We start from the raw sequence: 18,493 nt of genomic DNA on the forward strand, positions 1-18,493 counted from the left end.
CCTAAAAATTAGATGAGATAAGCCCAATCGGGCTTAGACGTTACGATGTCCTGAGTGACGCGCACGGCGGTGCGCGCACCATGGCGACCGAACGTCTGCCAGGATGGCCCGGGGCTGATAAAATTTTAGAGAAGGGGTGAAACTTGTCGCCACCTGCTGCAGCAGAGGCGTTTGGGGTGATAGATAGCTCGCCAGCGCCGCCCTCACACAGCTCACAAAGCTCCTCGTCACAAAACGGATCGGCTTCATGAGCAAGGGTTGTGGCTTGTCCAGCGACCAACGCAACCGCCAGCAGCAGCCACGCGATACCGCGCAGCGGCATCAGCCATCGGGGGCCGCGGTTGTATTGGTGTAGGTGAAAGCTTGAGAACATAGAGATATGATACATCATATCTTTTATTGATGCAAAATCGATCCTAGAGGGTTGTGCCCGCTATGAGTCACACTCGCAGTGTTTAGCCTGTCGGCACATTCGAAAATTGATGAGATGGCTACCAAACACCAACAGCGCGCCGACGACGGTGAGCACCTTTTCACCTATTTCCCCAGCAAGATCGTGGCCAAGGGTTGCGGATGCCACCAAAATCAGTAAACCCGTGAACCCAACAACCAGTATTCGATAGCTTTTGTGCTCCCGACAACCCAGCGATAAAGCAATGGCACTCACAGGAATGGCAAGAAACACCATGGTGGTGTGAAACAGCTCATCGGTTAACGCTACGGCTAATGCAGATGGATAAATGGCGAGCAGCGCTGGCAGCGCCAAACAATGCAGCATACAGAGCGAGGACAAACCCATGGCGGTTTTGTCAGCCAAGGGCTTGGGCGTTGTTGTTAAGCTATTCACGGATTAAAAACTCGAGTTTATTTACAGTTGGAGCAAGTGCCAGACACTTCTAGCTGCTTGTCACTCAGGTTAAAGCCAACATCGGCGGCAACACGCTCTATGGCTGAGAGAGTTTCTGAGGTCACATCGACCTCTTGAACCCGCGTACAGTCATTACAAATCAGAAATTGGGGGCGCGTAAAATGGGTATGGTCACAGCTGATGTGAGAGCAGGCGATGTATTTATTCGTGGTACTGAGTCTGTGTACCAGCGACTGCCCCTCTAAAAAATCCAATATCCGATAGACCGACATGGCCGGCATCGCGGTCTCACCTTGCTGGTTACACAGCTCCGTCAACTCGTAGGCAGACACTGCTGCATTGCACTCCAGCAACGCCGTTAACACCTGTTTTCTGCGCTTGGTCAGCTTTACGCCATTGTCTGCGCACTTCTGTTCCGCACTTAAAATTTTGTCCACGGTCGCCCTACAATCCGCCTATTCGAAAAGCCCAAGGTTGTGATGATACAGAGTATCATGACTGATTGCACAGCCTAATAGTGGCCGAGGTGCCCTTAGCAATCGTCATACCCGCGTTACAGCCTGCAGAATGGGCCAAATGTCGATTTACGCTTGGAAAAACGCCGAGGTTAGGCGCTCTGATGGCGTGCCGACCCGCTACGTGCCATGGTTTGCACCGTTTCGATAAGCTTGGGCACATCGTTGAATTCTTCAATGAGTGATGCCAGCTGCACCGTGCGCTTTTTGTAGTGCAAAATGGCAGGCAGTATAGGCACTCCGGCTGCGGTCGCTATCCTAGCGAAGCCCTGCTTGAATTCTCCCGAGCCTCCCCGAGTGCCCTGTGGGGTCACCCCCAACACCAAACGTGAACGCCGACTGAACTCAGCACGCATTTGTTCCACCAGCCCCTGGGCGCTACGACGGTCAACGGGTATGCCTCCTAGCCCGCGCAATATTGGGCCCAATGGAAACCAAAACAGCGTGTGCTTCATCATGAAACTCGACTTCAATCCCAGAGACCAAAGAACGGCAATCGTAAGAATAAAATCCATATTTGAGCTATGGGGGACCAAAGCGACGACAAATTTGGGGCGATTTGGGAACTCACCGTTGATACGCCAGCCGAGAATTCTCAGGGTCGATCGGCCGATAAACCGAGTCAACGGATTGTAGACCTGAGGTAGTTGGTCACCAAGATTTTGCCACTTCATTATTATTGAGCTCCTAGGCATCACAGCACTCGAACACAACCTATGCCAGCTCATCTCAGAACCATCTAGCCTGAAGACTTACTCTGTGTCTTGGACCAAAGTATAGAGCCATGTCATGGCTTTGCGTAGGTTGGCGAGGAAAAAAATTCACCCCCACGGTCTGTTGCAAAACATCTTGGTTTTGGGAAATTCAGCGTCATTGGGCTGGCGCCATAATATGGGGTCATCTGCAGTTATTTGCACCGCAATGCCCAGGGCATCGATACAACAAATCGCTTTAAGGTGAATACAGGCTGAGCTTTTTCGGCAAGAAGAACACTTGCCATTGGCTACAAAAAACGCCCGCCTACACGCCAGTCAAATGCGCCACATCGCGCCCTCAACCCTTTTGCTGAAATTGAGCGCTAAGCATTTCAACTAACCCCCTTTTAGGCATTACACTAACTGGGTGAATACTCCAGATTATCAAGAGCTCTATGACAGAGCCTGCGAACGCAAAGGCGGGAAGGCTGCCGTGGAAGCAATGCTACCCAAGGTCGCTAGCAAAAAGCAGCTTACAGCTCTGGGATCCGATCGTTATTTGGCAGAATTTACCCGAAAGGTCTTTCAGTCGGGATTTGTCTGGCGAGTTGTCGACAAGAAGTGGGACCACTTTGAAGAGGAGTTCTGGGGCTTCGACATCAAGCGCCTGCTGATGATGCCCGACGATATGCTCGAGCGGAAAGCCAGCAACCCCGCGATCATTCGTAACCACAACAAAGTGAAAACCATCCTTAAAAATGCCGCCATGATCGCCGATACCGAGCGCCGTGAGGCTCAGAGTTTTGGCGCCTTCATCGCCAACTGGCCCGAAGACGATGTGATTGGCCTTTGGCTTTACCTTAAGAAACAAGGCAGCCGCCTGGGAGGCAACACCGGCCCCTATGCTCTGCGCACTTTAGGTGTCGATACTTTTTTACTCACCGCTGATGTCGAGGGCTGTTTGCGCAATCACGGGGTTATTGATTCCGGCATCACCAGCCAAAGGGCCCTGCGCGCCACGCAAACCTTTTTCAATGACTTGCGTGAGCAGTCCGGCAGAAATCTTTCTGCCCTCAGCCGCATTGTGTCATTCGGGTATGGTCAAAACAGAGCGGGCATAACGGGCTCCTGAAGTTGGCCTGTCTCGCAATTTTGGCCATTTCTTCACACCCGGACCGACAGCTGCGCTGAACACAAACCTCTACTGACGCTACGCCTTTAACACCGTCAGCTCCACCTCAGCCATTGCCTCATGGTCAGTGCTGCTGAATACAACATGCTCATCCTCCAAGACGCTCTGTAATGACATATTAGGGCCAGCGAAAGCACTTAAGGTTTGTAGGGACTGGTCCGATATCTGGACGACTCTCAAGTTACTGAAACGCGCCAGCGCAGTCCCTTGCTTCGACCACCAAACGGGCACTGAGCGATCACCATAGACGTACAACACAACACGATGTGCACGACCGCTGGCTTTACGAATTCGACTTTCATCGGGGGTGCCTAGGTCGACCCAAAGCTCAATATCATCGGTTAAGGACTTTTGCCATAAATCGGGCTCATTGTCGGTACTGATGCCACGACCAAACTCCAGACGCTCGTGAGCATGCAAAGCGAAAGCAACCACCCTTAACATCATGCGTGCTTCGGTCTCCGAAGGGTGACAGGCAATGGTCAGTGGGAACTCCTGATACACGTGCCGATCCATATCGGTTACGTTCAGCTTGGCTTTGTAGATGCTGGATTTAATAGCCATGTTGAGTCCTTTGATACTTGAGTGATAAACGGCTTGCGCTAAAAATCTGCCTGATTTAGTCGCACTTATTTCCCAGTCAAACCTTTGTCATAGGAAGCCCTAGCAAGATCAATTGCCTCAAGGTTATCGACCGCCCAGTACCCCAGCGCATCGACGGCTGAATGAAATGATAGGCCCATCTCGCTCAACGCATATTCAACCCTCGGTGGTATCTCCGGGTAGTGTGTTCTAATCACCAAACCATCGCGCTCTAAAGCCTTAAGAGTCACACTCAACATTCTTTGGGAAATACCCAGCCGGTGCTTGAGCTCGTTAAAACGCGAGGCGCCATTGCGCGCCATGGAGATTACAAGCAAGACACTCCAGCGATCACCCACTCGGGCGAGTACCTGATTGATTCTCCCGAAAACGGGGCAGAATTCTGACTCGGACATGGTGTTTCCTTTCTTGCGATTTCTTGTTCGCGGTTCCTTCACGGTAACTGAGGCTTAAAAATGTGACGTCTTGCGAGACCCAATGGTTACTTGTATAAACCCAGTGTCAAAAATATACCATCCTTTGTGACTGCCCGGTAAGACGCCCATCCATCGGCGCAATCGGCATTAAAGGCAATAAGGGTCTCTTCTAAATGATTGGGGGGATCACATCAAAATCCATCGATTAATAGATCGGGAAATACACATGACGTCCTCAGCATCTCCTTTGTTCCAACCACTAGAGCTACCCAACGGCGTCGTAATCCCCAATCGTCTTTGTAAGGCAGCGATGGAAGAAAACCTTTGTGATGAGGGTCAACTCCCCGGCGATCGCCTATATGAACTTTATCGCCGCTGGGCCGAGGGTGGTGTAGGCCTAACGCTAACGGGCAACGTAATGGTTGCAGCAGACGCTATGACCGGCCCTGGGGGTGTTGTATTACAAGCAGAAACCGATCTAGCGCCGTTTAAGCGCTGGGCAAAGATGGGAACACCACCCGGTGGACAACTATGGATGCAAATCAATCATCCCGGGCGTCAAGTTTATGAAGCCATGGGTGAAACCGCCCTATCACCCTCCGATGTGGCACTGGATATGGGTAATTTATCCAAGCTATTTGCGCAACCTCGCGCTATGACCGAGGTAGAAATTGAAACGCTGATTGAACGCTTTGCCATCACCAGTCACAAAGCCCAGTCCGCAGGATTTACCGGAGTTCAGGTCCACGCTGCGCACGGTTATCTCATCAGTCAATTCCTATCCCCATTAAGCAACCGAAGGACCGACCAATGGGGCGGTGACATCACCAATCGCTCGCGCATTCTGATCGAGGTCATTAAGCGTATCCGGGCGGTTGTTGCACCTAATTTTTGCGTTTCAGTGAAACTCAACTCCGCGGATTTTCAAACCGGCGGATTCAGTCTGGCAGACGCCATCGCTGTGGTGGAATCATTGAACGGACTCGGAGTTGATCTGGTGGAGTTATCAGGGGGTAGCTACGAGAGCCCTGCCATGCAGGGCCGAGTAGCCGAAAAAGAGGAAGGTAAATCGGAATCGACCCTGCGTCGAGAAGCTTATTTCGTTGATTTCGCGAGAGAAGTAGCCGCCGTTGCAACAATGCCAATTATGGTGACTGGGGGTATTTTGCGCCGTTCAGTCGCCGAAAACGCTTTGGAGAAAAATGAGGCCGGTTTTGCAGTCGCCATGCTAGGCATAGCGAGAGGCATGGCATTTCAACCTGATTTGCCCAATCGGTGGCGCGCTGGCGAGTTCGATATCGCCCTGCCTGAGGTCAATTGGAAAAATAAAACCTTTGCCGCTCTCGCGGTAATGGCCGTGACAAAGGTGCAACTGAATCGGGTCGCTGCAGGAAAAGCACCGAAAAAAGAGGTGAGCCCTTTTTGGTCGCTTTTAGCGGATCAGTTTAAAAACAAACAAAAAACCAAACGCTACCGTAACTGGCGCAGTCAATGATTCCGCAGCAAACGGAAAAAAACGGTAGCATTGCAAACATTTAATTCAGACGCAGAAACTCTAGCCCCGTAACATTGTGGCTGACCGTTCTCGAAACAAAAAGGAAAGACTCAATGCCAGAAATGATACCCCTTGGCTGGTTCCACACCATTTTGGGCGTCGGCGCCGTGGTAAGCGGCTTCTACACAGTGCTCAAATATAAAGTCATTTCGCTAGAACAGCGATCGGGCAAGTTATATGTACTCCTTACGCTAATTGTCGCGGGTACTTCGCTGGGCATCTACAATCAGGGCGGCTTCGGTATTGCCCACATCCTCGGTGTTATGACGCTGGCCGCCCTCCTCTGCGGCGTAGTTATGGAAAAAACTAAACTCTTTGGGTCAGCATCAAAATATTTTCAGGCACTGGGCTACACCAGCACGCTGCTGTTTCACATGATTCCTGCCATTACCGACTTCCTGAGACGGCTGCCTATTGGCGATCCGTTTATTGACACCCTCGAAGATCCCATGCTGAGACAATTCCATCTCGCCTTTTTACTCATATTTGTTATTGGATTGGTCGCGCAGGCCCGCTGGCTGAGTAAGTCTTCGACCTAGCAATGACGCTGTCCACGGGGGTGCAGCACGCACGCCCCGCATAAAAACAATTCTATTAAAGCAGCGGTAAACGGTTCAGTGTCCTCGCTGGACTAGCCACCTTGCTGTGTGCGACGCTCTGGCTCCCGATCTTCCTCTGGAGCTCCCTATGCGCTTAATTCTGCCAACCCTGTTGCTGATCTTTTGGTCGATAAATGGTTCGGCAGATCATCACACTGAACCATCAAAAATCAGCGCCAATAATCTATCCGATATGGTGAAGGTTATGGCCTCTGATGAATTTCAAGGGCGAGCGCCCGGCACACCCGGTGAAGATAAAACCGTTGCCTACCTCATTGCACAAATGAAAAAAATTGGGCTAGTGCCCGGCGGCGCAGAGGGGAGCTGGACGCAAGCCGTGCCTATGATGCGCTCGGAGGTAAAGCCATCGGCAAAAATGTCCTTTTCTAACGCGGACACCGTTTTAACTCTCGCACAAGGCACTTCAGTATCCGTCGACACTGCCACAGCCCTCACAAACATTGTCGCCACCGATATTCCCGTTGTCTTCGTGGGTTTTGGTGCTAATGCTCCGGAGCAAGACTGGGACGACTATGGCGAGATTGACTTAACCGGGAAATTGGCCATTTTCTTAGTCAACGACCCCGATTTCGCGGCAGAGCCCCAAGAGGCCGTCGCAGGCCGCTTCGGCAATCGGCGTATGACTTATTACGGACGCTGGGCCTACAAGTTTGAGGAAGCGGCTCGACGCGGGGCACTTGGTGCCCTGGTGATTCACGAAACCGAAGCTGCCGGCTACGACTGGAGTGTTGCTGCTGCAGGGGCTGGGGAAAATGTCTCACTGGCTAACAAAGATCCCAAGGCACTCCCGGTTACGCTGCAAGGCTGGCTACATAACGATGCGGCTCAAGAACTACTGGCGGCAGCGGGCCATGATCTCGACGCGCTCAGAAACACGGCACGGCAGCCCGAATTTCAGGCATTTGAGCTTGAGGGCATTCGCTTTGATGCTGATCTGGAGGTCAAGATTACTACCTTTGATAGCCAGAATGTTCTGGGGCTACTACCCGGCAATGAGCGACCCGACGAGGTCATCATAGCGTCCGCTCACTGGGACGCCTATGGTATCGGCGCCCCAGATGAGCAAGGTCGTACCGTGCGTGCCGGAGCCAATGATGACGCCCTGGGCAGCGCAGGTATCCTTGAACTGGCTCGAGTGATCAAAGCCCAGCCAGCCATGGCGCGCAGTGCTTTGTTTGCTTTCTGGACTGCGGAAGAAGCCGGGCTTGTGGGCTCAATGGCCTACGCTGCCGACCCTATTTTCCCTATCGAAAAAACCGTGGCCAACTTCACTTTAGACATTTTACAAACGGCGGGGGCGGCCAAGGATGTCATTCTCGTAGGTAAAGGCCAAAGCGACCTAGAAGATGACCTTGCTCGAGCGGCCAAAGCTGCGGGGCGCTACGTCACCGAAGAGAATTTGCCCGAAAATGGCCTTTTTTACCGAGCCGATCATTTCTCTATGGCCCGAGTGGGTGTGCCGGTTCTGTTGATGATGGGAATCGCCGGCGGCGCTGACCTTGTCGTAGGGGGGCGCGAGGCCGGCAACCAGTGGATCGCAGACTACATTGGTAACTGCTATCACAAGCCTTGCGATGCCTGGTCTCCCGACTGGGACCTGACCGGAGCAGTACAAGATATCGAGCTGTTCCGGCAACTGATTACCGAGCTGGGCGGCACTACGCGTTGGCCGGCCTGGAAACCGGGCTCTGAGTTCAAGGCAACCCGAGAACAATCGGCGTCTCTCAGGCAGTAAAGTGGCGCTCACAAAAAACCCTCGACAAAGCGAGGGTTAACATTTTGCGATTATCTTCATCTCGACGCTTTTGAAGCTAATGGCGCCGCGCTATATCAGTGAGCGCCCCGAGTGAAATCGTAGACCTAGAAATCCTTGGTAATCGCAAACCGCGCATTTAATGGTGCACCCACCGTCGCCTGATGCGTGCTGTGCGAGCTTGGGAAATAGTCGGTATCGGTCAAGTTCTCAATATTGACCTGCACCCTCAGCGTATTCGACAGTTGGTAGTACAAGGCGGCATCGATACGGGTATAGCTGGGCAACACCGCAGAGTTACTGTTGTTGATAAAACTTTCATCCTGATAAGTCAGACCCAAACCGCCGCTCAGCTTTTGTGAAAACTGAAAGGAGTTCCAAAGCGAGAACATATTTTCAGGAAGTTCCCTAGGCCGCTTGCCCGAGGGACCCGACCGGCCAATTTGCTCGCCGTCTAAGTAAGTGTAGGCCGCCGAAATATTCCAAAAATTGGTCAAGCGCCCTTCAAACTGGATCTCTACGCCATCTGTTTCTGTCTCGATGACATCAAGTGTTGAGGGATCATTATCGGCGACCTGAGGTGAGGTTTGCTGAATCTGAAACGCGGCGGCAGTCAGACTCAAACCCGAGGTCAAATCCCACTTAAAACCAAGTTCCATATTCTCAAAGGTGTTGGGATCGAGCTGCCCTTTGCTGCCGTTGATATTGGCAAACTGTTCACCACTGCGAGGTAAAAAGGATTCACTGTAACTGGCATACAGCGACATATTTTCCGCAGGCTTAAAGACTACTCCCAAACGGGGGGAAACTTCCTCATCGGTCCTAGAGCTCTCATCGCTGTTGGGCACATTGAAAACATCAATCTCAAAGTGATCGAAGCGCGCGCCCAGGACAATATCAAACTTCTCGGTAATACTGATCTCGTCCTGAATAAACGCCGAGTAAACGTCGATGGAAACACGGGTGTCGTCGTTCAAATCTACGTAAAAATCATTGGTCGTCGGCATTCCACTCGAATTCACACCGACACCTCCTAGCACCTGCAGGGGGCGATTTATAAAAAATGTTTCTTTGTCATCTGCGGTCGCAGACCAAAACGTGTTCCAGCGGTCCTGATCTGATTTAGTGTGGACGAATTCCGCCCCCGCCAAGAAGCGATGCTGCATGCCTCCTATCGTGCTTTCGTTGACCAAGTTGCCCGACAGCACGGTATTTTGTCGCTGCGTCGTGTCGACATAACCATCTAGCGTGACTTCGTTTGGCGCGCTGGCCTCGCTGTAGCCTGATGCATAAAAATTTTGATAGGACTTGTCGTAGTCACCATGGAAGAAGGTCGCTTTACCTTTAGTGGACTCCGAAAAATTGTGCTCAACACTGGCCATCAGAATGTGGGCTTTCAGCGTCGTCACATTGACATCTTCATCACCAAACGTGATTTTTTGGAAGGCCTCTACCGGGCGACCGTCGGTGCCTGTGGGAATGCCCCGATCAATAAACTGGTCGTGGTCTACATACTCATAGGACAAATCAAGCATGGTGCTATCGTTGAGGCGCATCTTGAAAGTCGGATTGACCGCCATACGCTCTCCGTCGAAGAAATCACGATGATTCTCCAATCCTTCCAGCATGGCATTGAGTCGGAACCCGCTATCGTCGCTAGTCGCCCAATTGGCATCTACCTGAACGCCGCCACCGCCAAATGTATCGGCATAACCCGTCAGCTGAGAAAACTGCTGACCCAGCTCTGGCTTTTTAGTGACTCGATTGAGAATGCCGCCGGTTCCACCTCGACCAAACAACAGAGCATTCGGGCCCCGCAAAATCTCTAGCTGCTCTAAGTTGTACAGCGGCCGAAAATATTGCACGTCATCGCGAACACCATCGATGAAGAAATCTGCGGTAGAACGGACGCCACGAAATACGACGGCATCTCGGTGGCCCTCACCCTGGGAAACGCTGACACCGGGCATGTATTCAACAATCTCTGAAACGGCCGTATAACCCCGCGCCATAATGACATCTGAGGTAACAATACTCAGGCTTTGGGGCACATCTAAGATCGGTGTCGGCGAGCGCAATGCATTGATTTGGCTAGACTGCAGGTACTGCCCCCGCACTAACGTCTCTTCAATCGGACGTGACTCTGCATCCACATCTGCTTGGGGTGGATTTTCAGCGTGAATTGAGGCCGCGTAAGCGCCTGAAACACAAACAAGCGCCCCAACCTTCAAACTCTTAAATTGCATTACTACTACCATTAACCTTAATGAGAATCGTTATTATTATGATTAATAGTCATTAATGTCAAGGGCCGGAGCCCTTTAGCGCTCAAGGATCCCGCGTTCTCGGTCAGCATACGGCCCCTAAATATGGCCTCTAAACATACAGCGAAACACTGACTGAACAGCAGAGGTCAAAAACATACCGACCAGAGCGTCTAACATGCCTCGGATGCAATAAAAAAGAATCAGCTTGCGCTCTTGGCTAGCGACACTGGATGGGACGGCATATGAGGTCATTTCATAGCATCGGAAATTAGTCCTGCGGGCTGCATTTTTACCTGACCGCCGCGAATAAAAAGAGCGCTATAGGCGCAAAGACTGCCCCGGCCCTTCCCCCATTTTAAAGTCAAATAACCTGACCATTTGTTACCTAGAGCCTAGGTTTTGGCTCGCAAGAAACCACCAAAGCAACATAAACTTACGTGAAATCACGCGATGGTTAGACCCCCTTAACACACACCCGCTAGCTGCTGTCGCGCGAATCTTATTTTTCCTTTAAACTTATATGGGTTTTATTATGCAAGCCAAGAAGCTATGACTTTATTCAACCGCACGCGTATGCCCCTGATCGTTGCCCCCATGTTTTTAGTTTCGTCGCCGGAATTGGTCGTGGCAACCGCCCAAGCCGGTTTAATTGGTGGCCTACCCGCACCCAATGCCCGAACTACAGAAATACTTGACCAGTGGATGGCGCAGATCTATAACGCTTTGGCGCCGGACGATTTACCCTGGTTGTTCAATATGTTTGTTCACTCCACTTACGATAGGTTTGAGCAAGAGCTCGCCTTGGTCAAACGGTACAAACCGACGCTGGTATCAACGGCATTGGGCTCGCCCCAGCGGGTTATAGACACGGTTAAAGGTTATGGCGGGCAGGTCTTTGCCGATGTCATCAGCCGCGATATGGCCAAAAGGTCAGTCGCTGCTGGTGTCGATGGGCTCATTCTGGTGACGCAGGGTGCCGGCGGTCATACCGGTCGCTACCACCCTCTGGCGTTGTTGGCTGAGGTCCGGGAGTTCTGGGATGGCCCTCTGGGCATCGCGGGCTGCATTTCTCGTGGCTCGGATGTAGCAGCAATGTTGGTTGCAGGTGCTGACTTTGCTGTGGCAGGCACTCGGTTTATCGCAGCCAAAGAGAGTCTTGCGTCGGCTGACTATGTGGCAATGATGATGGCTTCTAACAGCGAAGATATCATAGAAAGCAAAGTGGTCAGCGGCGTTACTGCGAACTGGATCAAAGCCAGTTTAGAGCAGGCAGGCATCGATCTTTCGAGTTCAGGAGTTTCAAAGCCCATAGATTTATCGGGCAATCGCGCAGACAAAGCATGGAAAAACGTTTGGTCTGCTGGGCAAGGTGTGAGCACGATAAAAAAAGCTCAGCATTGTCAGGAAATTGTGGATAACCTCCACCGAGAATTTATTGAGGCCCTGCATAAATCCAGCCAGTTGTCTGAGAACGCCAAACACTGCTAGAGCGACTGCCTGTCGGCTGTGGAAACAGATTACCTGTTACAACTCTTTGCCTGCCTGATCGACCGCTGATTAAAAATTCCACCTCTCGAAATTTGCGCCCCCCCTAGACCCTTGCTAAGGGTTAGTGCGAAAACACGCTGACCTTAAAAGTTAGCAATGAGCCCTTGTGAAAAAACATTACATCCAGAGAGCCAATACCAGTTGTTGCCAAATGCAATTGTGCGTAATCTTAGTTAGTCTCCTTGTGAAAGTTACAACTTTGCGGTCGCTATTGAACAAATCGCTCGGAGCATCCAATAAAAATAAAGCAACTGCTTAAGGCACGTTATGGTGAACACACAACATTACACCACTATCCTCCCTGACCATGCCGTTTGGGGTCATGGGGAATACACCGTGTTTCTGCTTCACGGCGGCTACGGCTGCAAAGACTACTGGCTCCCCGAAGTCGCCCACCTCTTGGAGCACGGGTTTCGCGTTGTCGCCTGGGATACACCGGGTTACGGACTTAGCCCGCTGCCCGAGGGGCCTTACACGATTGAACTGATGGCCGATAATTTCAATCTTTTGGTGGATACCGTAGGGTCACCGGGTAAAAAAAATATCCTTTTGGGACACAGCATGGGTGGACTAATTGGTCCGAAGGCCGCTGCCGATAAGCCTGAACGCATTGCTGCACAAATTATTTCATCAACCGTAGAATCCTTAGGACACACAGCCCCCGATTATCAAGCAGCCTTTGTTGCCGAACGATTGGGCCCCTTGGAAGCTGGGCTCACCCTGAAAGCGGCGGTTCCCGAGCTCATGAAAAAAATGATGGGCCCAGATTCCTCAGGGGAAGCCGTCGATTTGGTGTTAAAAATTACGGCGGAAACAAAAGACGAAACCTTCAAAGCAGCACTCCAAGCCATTGTTGCCTACGACGGGAGATCAGCCTTACGCGCGACGACAGTACCCACTTTGTGTATCGCTGGCGAGCTTGATCCTGTTGGAAAACCCGAGATGATGAAAAGCCTTGCCAATACCGTCACAGGGGAATTCGTCTGCATACCTGAGGTTGCTCATTACTGCTGGGCTGAAAAACCGCAGCTGTTTAACGACGCGGTGATGAAATTTCTCGCGGGAGTCATACAGTGAACACCAGCCCCTCGCCAACAAAAGTTCAACCGGCATCAAGTAATGCCTACGCGTGGTATGTCGTTATCGTGCTCATGCTTTGCTACGCCCTGTCGTTTATTGACCGACAAATTTTGAGCCTTATGGTTGAGCCCATCAAAGCTGATCTAGGCCTTTCTGATACTGAATTTAGCCTGCTACAAGGTATGAGTTTTGCCATTTTTTATACGTTTGTCGGTTTGTACATGGGCAAGTTGGCCGACACCCGAAATCGCCGCAATTTAATCGTTGCGGGTATCACTGCATGGAGCCTGATGACCGCGTTGTGCGGAATGGCCAAGAGTTTTGGTCATTTGTTTATCGCCCGTGTTGGTGTCGCAGTCGGCGAGGCTACCTTATCGCCTGCGGCTTATTCCATTACGGGTGACTACTTCACCAAGGAAAAGCTAGGACGTGCCATGAGCACCTACTCTGTGGGTGTCTTTTTGGGAAGCGGGCTGGCTTTTGTGGTCGGCGGTGCGTTGATTGCCAGCATTCCCGCGGTCACCGATCTCCCACTACTGGGAGAGCTCAAAGCCTGGCAAATGGTGTTCATCATTGTCGGCCTGGCAGGTATTCCCTTTGCACTTTTGGTACTCACCGTAAGGGAACCATTACGAGGCCGGTTTAGTGAGCAACAAATAGACCCTGAGGAAAAGGTGAGCGTTGCCAAGTCACTGCGACACTTTACCTCGAGATGGCGATTTTATGGCCCTCACTTCCTCGGATTCTCCATGCTTACCACCATTGGCTACGCGTTCCACTCTTGGGTGCCGGCATTCTTTATTAGGACCCACGGCTGGGAAGCCAGTGAAATTGGCATCAGTTACGGCACGATCAATATCATTACAGCGCCTCTCGGGGTTCTGATCGGAGGATGGTTCGGCGATAGATTACTCAAGGCCGGACGTTCCGATGCTTACCTCGTAGGGCCCATCATAGGTGCGATACCCCTGTGGATTTTTGCCTCTTTAGCCACTGCACCCTTCATATCGGCGCCGGTAATTTCATTGGGCTTGCTGGCCGCCCTCCACTTCTTTGCCAGCTTTCACGCCGGCATGGCTGTTGCAGCGCTGCATACTGCAACGCCGATCACCATGCGCAGCCAGGCTACCGCCGCCTATTTATTCGTCATTAACTTAGTCGGTTTAGGTGGAGGCCCGCTCGTAGTCGCACTGCTCACCGACTTTGTTTTCCAAAACGAACAGCTGATCGGATCATCTCTGATGATTGTGGGTGGCTGCGCAACCCCCATAGCGATTTTCATGCTCACCCTAGCGGCCCGTCAGTACCCCAAAAACGTTGCGCAAGCCGCTGCTGCACATCCGCCTAAGGATTAGCCATGTTAAAAGTGATGAATGAAGAGCGGTGCACCATACTTGAAGGCAACGACAGCCCTTTTTTAAATGGCGCGTTTAAACCTAACTTTAAAGAATATAACGCAGATACCAGTAGCCTCACCGTAAAAGGAGAGATACCCGAAGATCTCTGGGGGGTCTATGTCAGGAATACCCACAACCAGGTCCACGAGCCTCTGGGAAAATACCACCCCTTTGATGGCGACGGCATGTTGCACGCAATGTACTTCAACAATGGTCAGGCCGAATACCGCAATCGATTTGTTCACACAACGGGTTTTCTCGCCGAAAAAGGCGCTGGAAACGCCTTATGGCCTGGCATCTTAGAACCCGACCGCCGTGCCTTCCGAGGCTGGGGAGCCATCGGCGCTATGAAGGATAACGCTGGCACTGACATCATATGTCACGCCGGGAAGTTGCTAGCGACTATGAGCCAAGGCAGTGAGCCCTGGCGATTAGACCCCGTCACGCTGGAAAACCTAGGGCCAGACCCAAAGCTGGCAAGTGTCGTAGGCCATGACGGTATTGCCGGCGAGTTCAAAATCGACAGTAAAACGGGAGACATGGTTTTTTTAAACTACCCGGAAAACCCGCCTTGTATCAACGTTGGTATTGCCAATGCGGCAGGAGACGTTGTTGATTACCGTCGAGTGGACCTTCCTAGCCCTCGATGGCCACATGATTTGGGTATCACCGAAAATTTCATCATCATCCACGACTTGCCGCTATTTTTCGATGCGGAGTTACTAGCGGCGGGTAAGCGTGAACTCCGTTTTCATGACCACATTCCCTCTCGCTTCGGCATCATTCCCCGCGCGAATCTCCATGCCGACGTGCAGTGGTTTGAGACGGAGCCGTCCTTCATTCTGCACAGCGCTAATTACTATGAACACGGCGACGAAATTATTATGGACTCCTGCCTCTCTTTCGACCCAAAGGGTCCCGGGGTCAGTGAACATAAAGATCACAACGCGCGCATCATGGCGCACCTCGATAAACACCAAACAAAAACTCGACTTCATCGTTTGACGTTCAACCTCTCAACAGGAAAGTCATCACAAACACGCATTAACGACGAGATTGTCGAATTTCCCGTCTGTGCCAATGCCGTGAAAGGCTACCCCTACCGCTACGCCTACGCGAGTTTGTTCGAACCCGGGCAATGGCTCATGAACGGCATCATTAAGTTTGATCTGAATACCGGTGCAACAACTCGCTACCACTACGGCCCGCAGCGGTATGGTGGAGAAGTGCATTTTGCCGCCAAAAGAAATAGTCAAAGTGAAGACGACGGGTACCTTATTGTCTTTGTTCAGGACCTTGCGGCCGACCAATCTGAGTGCCTCATTTTGGACGCCCAAGCCATTGATCAGGGCCCTGTGGGTAGCATTACATTGCCAGAGCGAATTCAAACCGGCACCCATGCTTGCTGGGTTGAAGGCGAGCGCCTTCATGGGGAACCCCAACACCTTTAATTATTAGCAACAGGGTTCGTCATAAATTTGAGCTGGATCATAACCAATGACGCATAGCTGGATTTTTTTACACGGTATCAACAACACACCGGCAGTTTGGCAGCCGGTGATACAGCGGACTGCACCGCCCGAGAGGGCCGTCAGCCCCACCCTCCCCGCCTTGGATAATATCGATGCCATTGCCACACAACTTTGGCCAACGCTGTCCGCATCCAACCTATTGGTCGGGCACTCTTTTGGCGGTTACCTCAGCCTCGCACTATTAGCTCAGCGCCCTGAATGCATACGCGGCATCGTTCTAGTCAATTCCCATACTCGCACCGACAGTTCTCAAGCTCAGCTAATCCGTGAACAAACAGCACAGCAAGCCGAGACTGGGCAATATGCTTCGCTGGTTGAAGCCGTCACGCAGCGGGTTTATCACCCGGGTAACCTGTCAAACATTGAGCTAATGAAGGGCAGATTACAGCAGGCCGCGCAGTATGGTGCCGATCGCTTTGCCGCGCATCAAAGAGCCTGTGCTGCGCGATCCAGCCACGAAGAAACATTACGCAACTTTAAAGGGCCTAAGCTTGTTGTGGCAGGGGATGCTGACCAAGTAATAACGGCTCAAGACCAGCGGGCCATGGCGGAAGCAGTGCAGGCCGAATTTGTGTGTATTGAGGGGGCCGGCCACATGCTGCCGGCAGAGCAACCCGCGAAACTAGCGGCCTGCATCAGGCGTTGGGCTGAATCCTTTGCTGATAACTCACTAAACTAAGCAAGCTACCCGGCGAATAATTCTTCCAACCGTGCAGACAGCTCATGGCGTAGTACCTTGCCTAGCGGGTTTCTTGGCAGAGCATCGATGGTTTCAAGACGTTCGGGCAGTTTAAATTTCGCCACACCAGACTGGGTTAGGTAATCGCAAATTTGAGCCAATGCCACGGTCTGTTCGGGGTCGCGTAACACCACAAACACACAAATCTTCTCTCCAAGAACAGCATCTGAAAAAGCGCAAACAGCCGCCTCGGCTAATGCCTCATGCCCCTCCAGTAAGGTGTCAATTTCCGCTGGGGAAATCTTCATACCACCCCGATTAATAATGTCCTTAAGGCGCCCTGCTATCCGATAGAACTCACCATCCTCGCCGCATATTTCTACGAGGTCGCCGGTACGAAAAAAACCGTCGTCGGTGAAGAGGTCCGCGTGATCAGTTTCTAAGTAACCGTCAAATACCGTAGGACCTGCAAAACAGAGCTCGCCGCGCTCGCCTACCCCCAGCAACTCGACGCCGGAATCTATATCAATGACCTTGGATTGCACAGCTTGATGATTTTCGCCCCGCCAGGGTGAATTCTTTCCGCCACTCCGGGGGAACAAGCCCGCGCGCAGCTGTGGGTCGGGAATGGCTTCTGGCGACGAAATTAGCGCAATACCCTCATTTGAACCATAGATATTAAAAATCTTAACTCGGTAGTCGACCTCAAAGGTGGCAATCATTTCGGGTGACAAGGGCGCCGAGCCAGAGCCTATGCCGCGCAAATTTGGAAAATCAAAGCCGCTCCACAGCGATGGCTCCTTTGCCAGCTTGTTTAATAACGCCGGGGGCGCAATCGTAAAGGTTATGTTCTCGCTTTGGATCTGCTCAAGAAAGACAGGCACGTCTAGAGGATGGTGCAGCACAATGCCACAGCCCAAACTCACAGCCGGGTACAAAAATCCACCCAAAGCGGACATGTTCACCAGAGGAAATGGGTTCAACAAAATATCGTCAGGGACGTAGTCACTCCCTGACGCCGTCATGCGACCCGATGCCCACCACATGTTATGTGATCGCGGCACGCCCTTAGGTGTTCCTGTGGTTCCCGACGTCCAACACACCGAGTAGATGTCGTTGGCACAGGTTGGAAATTCATCCTGATAGCGCTCTAACTGACTACTCTCGTGCTCACTAATACCGCTGGCGCCCCTGACAACAAGATCACTGCCAACAGAAAATAATTGACTGGCGGGCAACACAAATCGGCCATTGTCAGCCAAGTTCGACCCTCTAAAATTTGCCATTCCGATAAACCATGATGGCTGTAGAACAGCAGCCAGTGATGAAATTTCATGGCGGCCGTATTGAACCGGCAACGGGGAGATCACTGCTCCCAGTTTGCTGACAGCGAAATAACACACGATTAAATCGACGACGTTTGGCATTTGCACCATGATGCGATCTCGGTGACGCACCCCGCCCGCCATGAGATCAATTGCCATGGCATCACTGACCCTATCGAGCTCAGCATAAGTCAGCCTTATAGGCGCATCACCGGTCAATTGAGCGCGGTTAGGCTGGTCCAACGCTGCCAGGTTCCCAGGCCTTTCTTGCGCCTGCTGCCGCAAATAACCACAGAGCGTTTTATTACTCCACAGCCCGCTTGCCGTCAGCTCTTCAATCCGCGTTTTAGATGATCTCTGCATACTCAGCGCCACTTCTCGTATCCGTCTGTACTGTGCCAGCCACCCACACGCTCACCTAAGGGGGGTATCAGCCTATTCACTAAAG

The 18,493-nt window shown here is 51.8% G+C and carries 17 protein-coding genes; 9 read left to right on the forward strand and 8 right to left on the reverse strand.

Translation table 11 applies throughout. The features are described from left to right. Positions 1-40: 40 nt before the first annotated feature. The 4 genes from ACMAZB_RS13950 to ACMAZB_RS13965 form a co-directional block, all read right to left on the reverse strand. Positions 41-391, reverse strand: a complete 351-nt coding sequence (locus ACMAZB_RS13950; RefSeq protein ID WP_435218021.1) for a hypothetical protein — start codon at positions 389-391, stop codon at positions 41-43. 42 nt (positions 392-433) lie between these two features. Further along, the gene (locus ACMAZB_RS13955; RefSeq protein WP_435218022.1) at positions 434-847 is read right to left on the reverse strand and encodes a MerC domain-containing protein; all 414 of its coding nucleotides are present in this window, start codon (positions 845-847) and stop codon (positions 434-436) included. Between the two features lie 17 nt (positions 848-864). Further along, positions 865-1,305: a Fur family transcriptional regulator gene (locus tag ACMAZB_RS13960; RefSeq protein WP_435218024.1), complete on the reverse strand. Its 441-nt coding sequence runs from the start codon at positions 1,303-1,305 to the stop codon at positions 865-867. Between the two features lie 170 nt (positions 1,306-1,475). Then, complete coding sequence (locus ACMAZB_RS13965) at positions 1,476-2,057, reverse strand: lysophospholipid acyltransferase family protein (protein ID WP_435218026.1); 582 nt, start codon at positions 2,055-2,057, stop codon at positions 1,476-1,478. A 448-nt stretch (positions 2,058-2,505) separates the two neighbouring features. Between ACMAZB_RS13965 and ACMAZB_RS13970 the strand changes: the two genes are divergently transcribed. After that, the gene (locus ACMAZB_RS13970; RefSeq protein WP_435218028.1) at positions 2,506-3,210 is read left to right on the forward strand and encodes a DNA-3-methyladenine glycosylase I; all 705 of its coding nucleotides are present in this window, start codon (positions 2,506-2,508) and stop codon (positions 3,208-3,210) included. Positions 3,211-3,288: 78 nt separating this feature from the next. Here ACMAZB_RS13970 and ACMAZB_RS13975 read toward each other — a convergent pair whose 3' ends face one another. Together ACMAZB_RS13975 and ACMAZB_RS13980 are read right to left on the reverse strand one after the other, a co-directional pair. Beyond that, positions 3,289-3,834, reverse strand: coding sequence for a YaeQ family protein (locus tag ACMAZB_RS13975; RefSeq protein ID WP_435218030.1), 546 nt, complete (start codon positions 3,832-3,834; stop codon positions 3,289-3,291). A 65-nt stretch (positions 3,835-3,899) separates the two neighbouring features. Continuing rightward, positions 3,900-4,268: a winged helix-turn-helix transcriptional regulator gene (locus ACMAZB_RS13980; RefSeq protein ID WP_435212836.1), complete on the reverse strand. Its 369-nt coding sequence runs from the start codon at positions 4,266-4,268 to the stop codon at positions 3,900-3,902. 247 nt (positions 4,269-4,515) lie between these two features. Between ACMAZB_RS13980 and ACMAZB_RS13985 the strand changes: the two genes are divergently transcribed. The 3 genes from ACMAZB_RS13985 (at position 4,516) to ACMAZB_RS13995 (ending at position 8,199) form a co-directional block, all read left to right on the forward strand. Then, on the forward strand, positions 4,516-5,784 hold the full coding sequence (locus ACMAZB_RS13985) for an NADH:flavin oxidoreductase/NADH oxidase family protein (protein WP_435218032.1): 1,269 nt from the start codon (positions 4,516-4,518) through the stop codon (positions 5,782-5,784). A 113-nt stretch (positions 5,785-5,897) separates the two neighbouring features. After that, positions 5,898-6,383, forward strand: coding sequence for a hypothetical protein (locus ACMAZB_RS13990; RefSeq protein WP_435218033.1), 486 nt, complete (start codon positions 5,898-5,900; stop codon positions 6,381-6,383). A gap of 148 nt (positions 6,384-6,531) precedes the next feature. Next, the gene (locus ACMAZB_RS13995; protein ID WP_435218035.1) at positions 6,532-8,199 is read left to right on the forward strand and encodes a M28 family peptidase; all 1,668 of its coding nucleotides are present in this window, start codon (positions 6,532-6,534) and stop codon (positions 8,197-8,199) included. A gap of 125 nt (positions 8,200-8,324) precedes the next feature. Here the strand turns inward: ACMAZB_RS13995 and ACMAZB_RS14000 are convergent, their stop codons facing one another. Further along, positions 8,325-10,463, reverse strand: a complete 2,139-nt coding sequence (locus ACMAZB_RS14000) for a TonB-dependent receptor (protein WP_435218037.1) — start codon at positions 10,461-10,463, stop codon at positions 8,325-8,327. A gap of 570 nt (positions 10,464-11,033) precedes the next feature. On the opposite strand from ACMAZB_RS14000, the gene ACMAZB_RS14005 reads away from it, so the two are divergent. The 5 genes from ACMAZB_RS14005 (at position 11,034) to ACMAZB_RS14025 (ending at position 16,720) form a co-directional block, all read left to right on the forward strand. After that, positions 11,034-11,972, forward strand: a complete 939-nt coding sequence (locus ACMAZB_RS14005) for an NAD(P)H-dependent flavin oxidoreductase (protein ID WP_435218039.1) — start codon at positions 11,034-11,036, stop codon at positions 11,970-11,972. Positions 11,973-12,299: 327 nt separating this feature from the next. Further along, the gene (locus tag ACMAZB_RS14010; RefSeq protein WP_435218040.1) at positions 12,300-13,109 is read left to right on the forward strand and encodes an alpha/beta fold hydrolase; all 810 of its coding nucleotides are present in this window, start codon (positions 12,300-12,302) and stop codon (positions 13,107-13,109) included. Next, positions 13,106-14,467: a spinster family MFS transporter gene (locus tag ACMAZB_RS14015; RefSeq protein ID WP_435218042.1), complete on the forward strand. Its 1,362-nt coding sequence runs from the start codon at positions 13,106-13,108 to the stop codon at positions 14,465-14,467. The genes ACMAZB_RS14010 and ACMAZB_RS14015 overlap by 4 nt, the downstream gene beginning before the upstream one ends. Positions 14,468-14,469: 2 nt before the next feature. Then, positions 14,470-15,960, forward strand: a complete 1,491-nt coding sequence (locus ACMAZB_RS14020) for a carotenoid oxygenase family protein (RefSeq protein ID WP_435218044.1) — start codon at positions 14,470-14,472, stop codon at positions 15,958-15,960. 46 nt (positions 15,961-16,006) lie between these two features. Beyond that, positions 16,007-16,720: an alpha/beta fold hydrolase gene (locus ACMAZB_RS14025; protein WP_435218046.1), complete on the forward strand. Its 714-nt coding sequence runs from the start codon at positions 16,007-16,009 to the stop codon at positions 16,718-16,720. Positions 16,721-16,725: 5 nt separating this feature from the next. Here ACMAZB_RS14025 and ACMAZB_RS14030 read toward each other — a convergent pair whose 3' ends face one another. Beyond that, positions 16,726-18,408: a class I adenylate-forming enzyme family protein gene (locus ACMAZB_RS14030; protein ID WP_435218048.1), complete on the reverse strand. Its 1,683-nt coding sequence runs from the start codon at positions 18,406-18,408 to the stop codon at positions 16,726-16,728. Positions 18,409-18,493 lie beyond the last annotated feature (85 nt).

Source organism: Luminiphilus sp. nBUS_07, from assembly GCF_051201685.1.
Lineage (GTDB): Bacteria > Pseudomonadota > Gammaproteobacteria > Pseudomonadales > Halieaceae > Luminiphilus.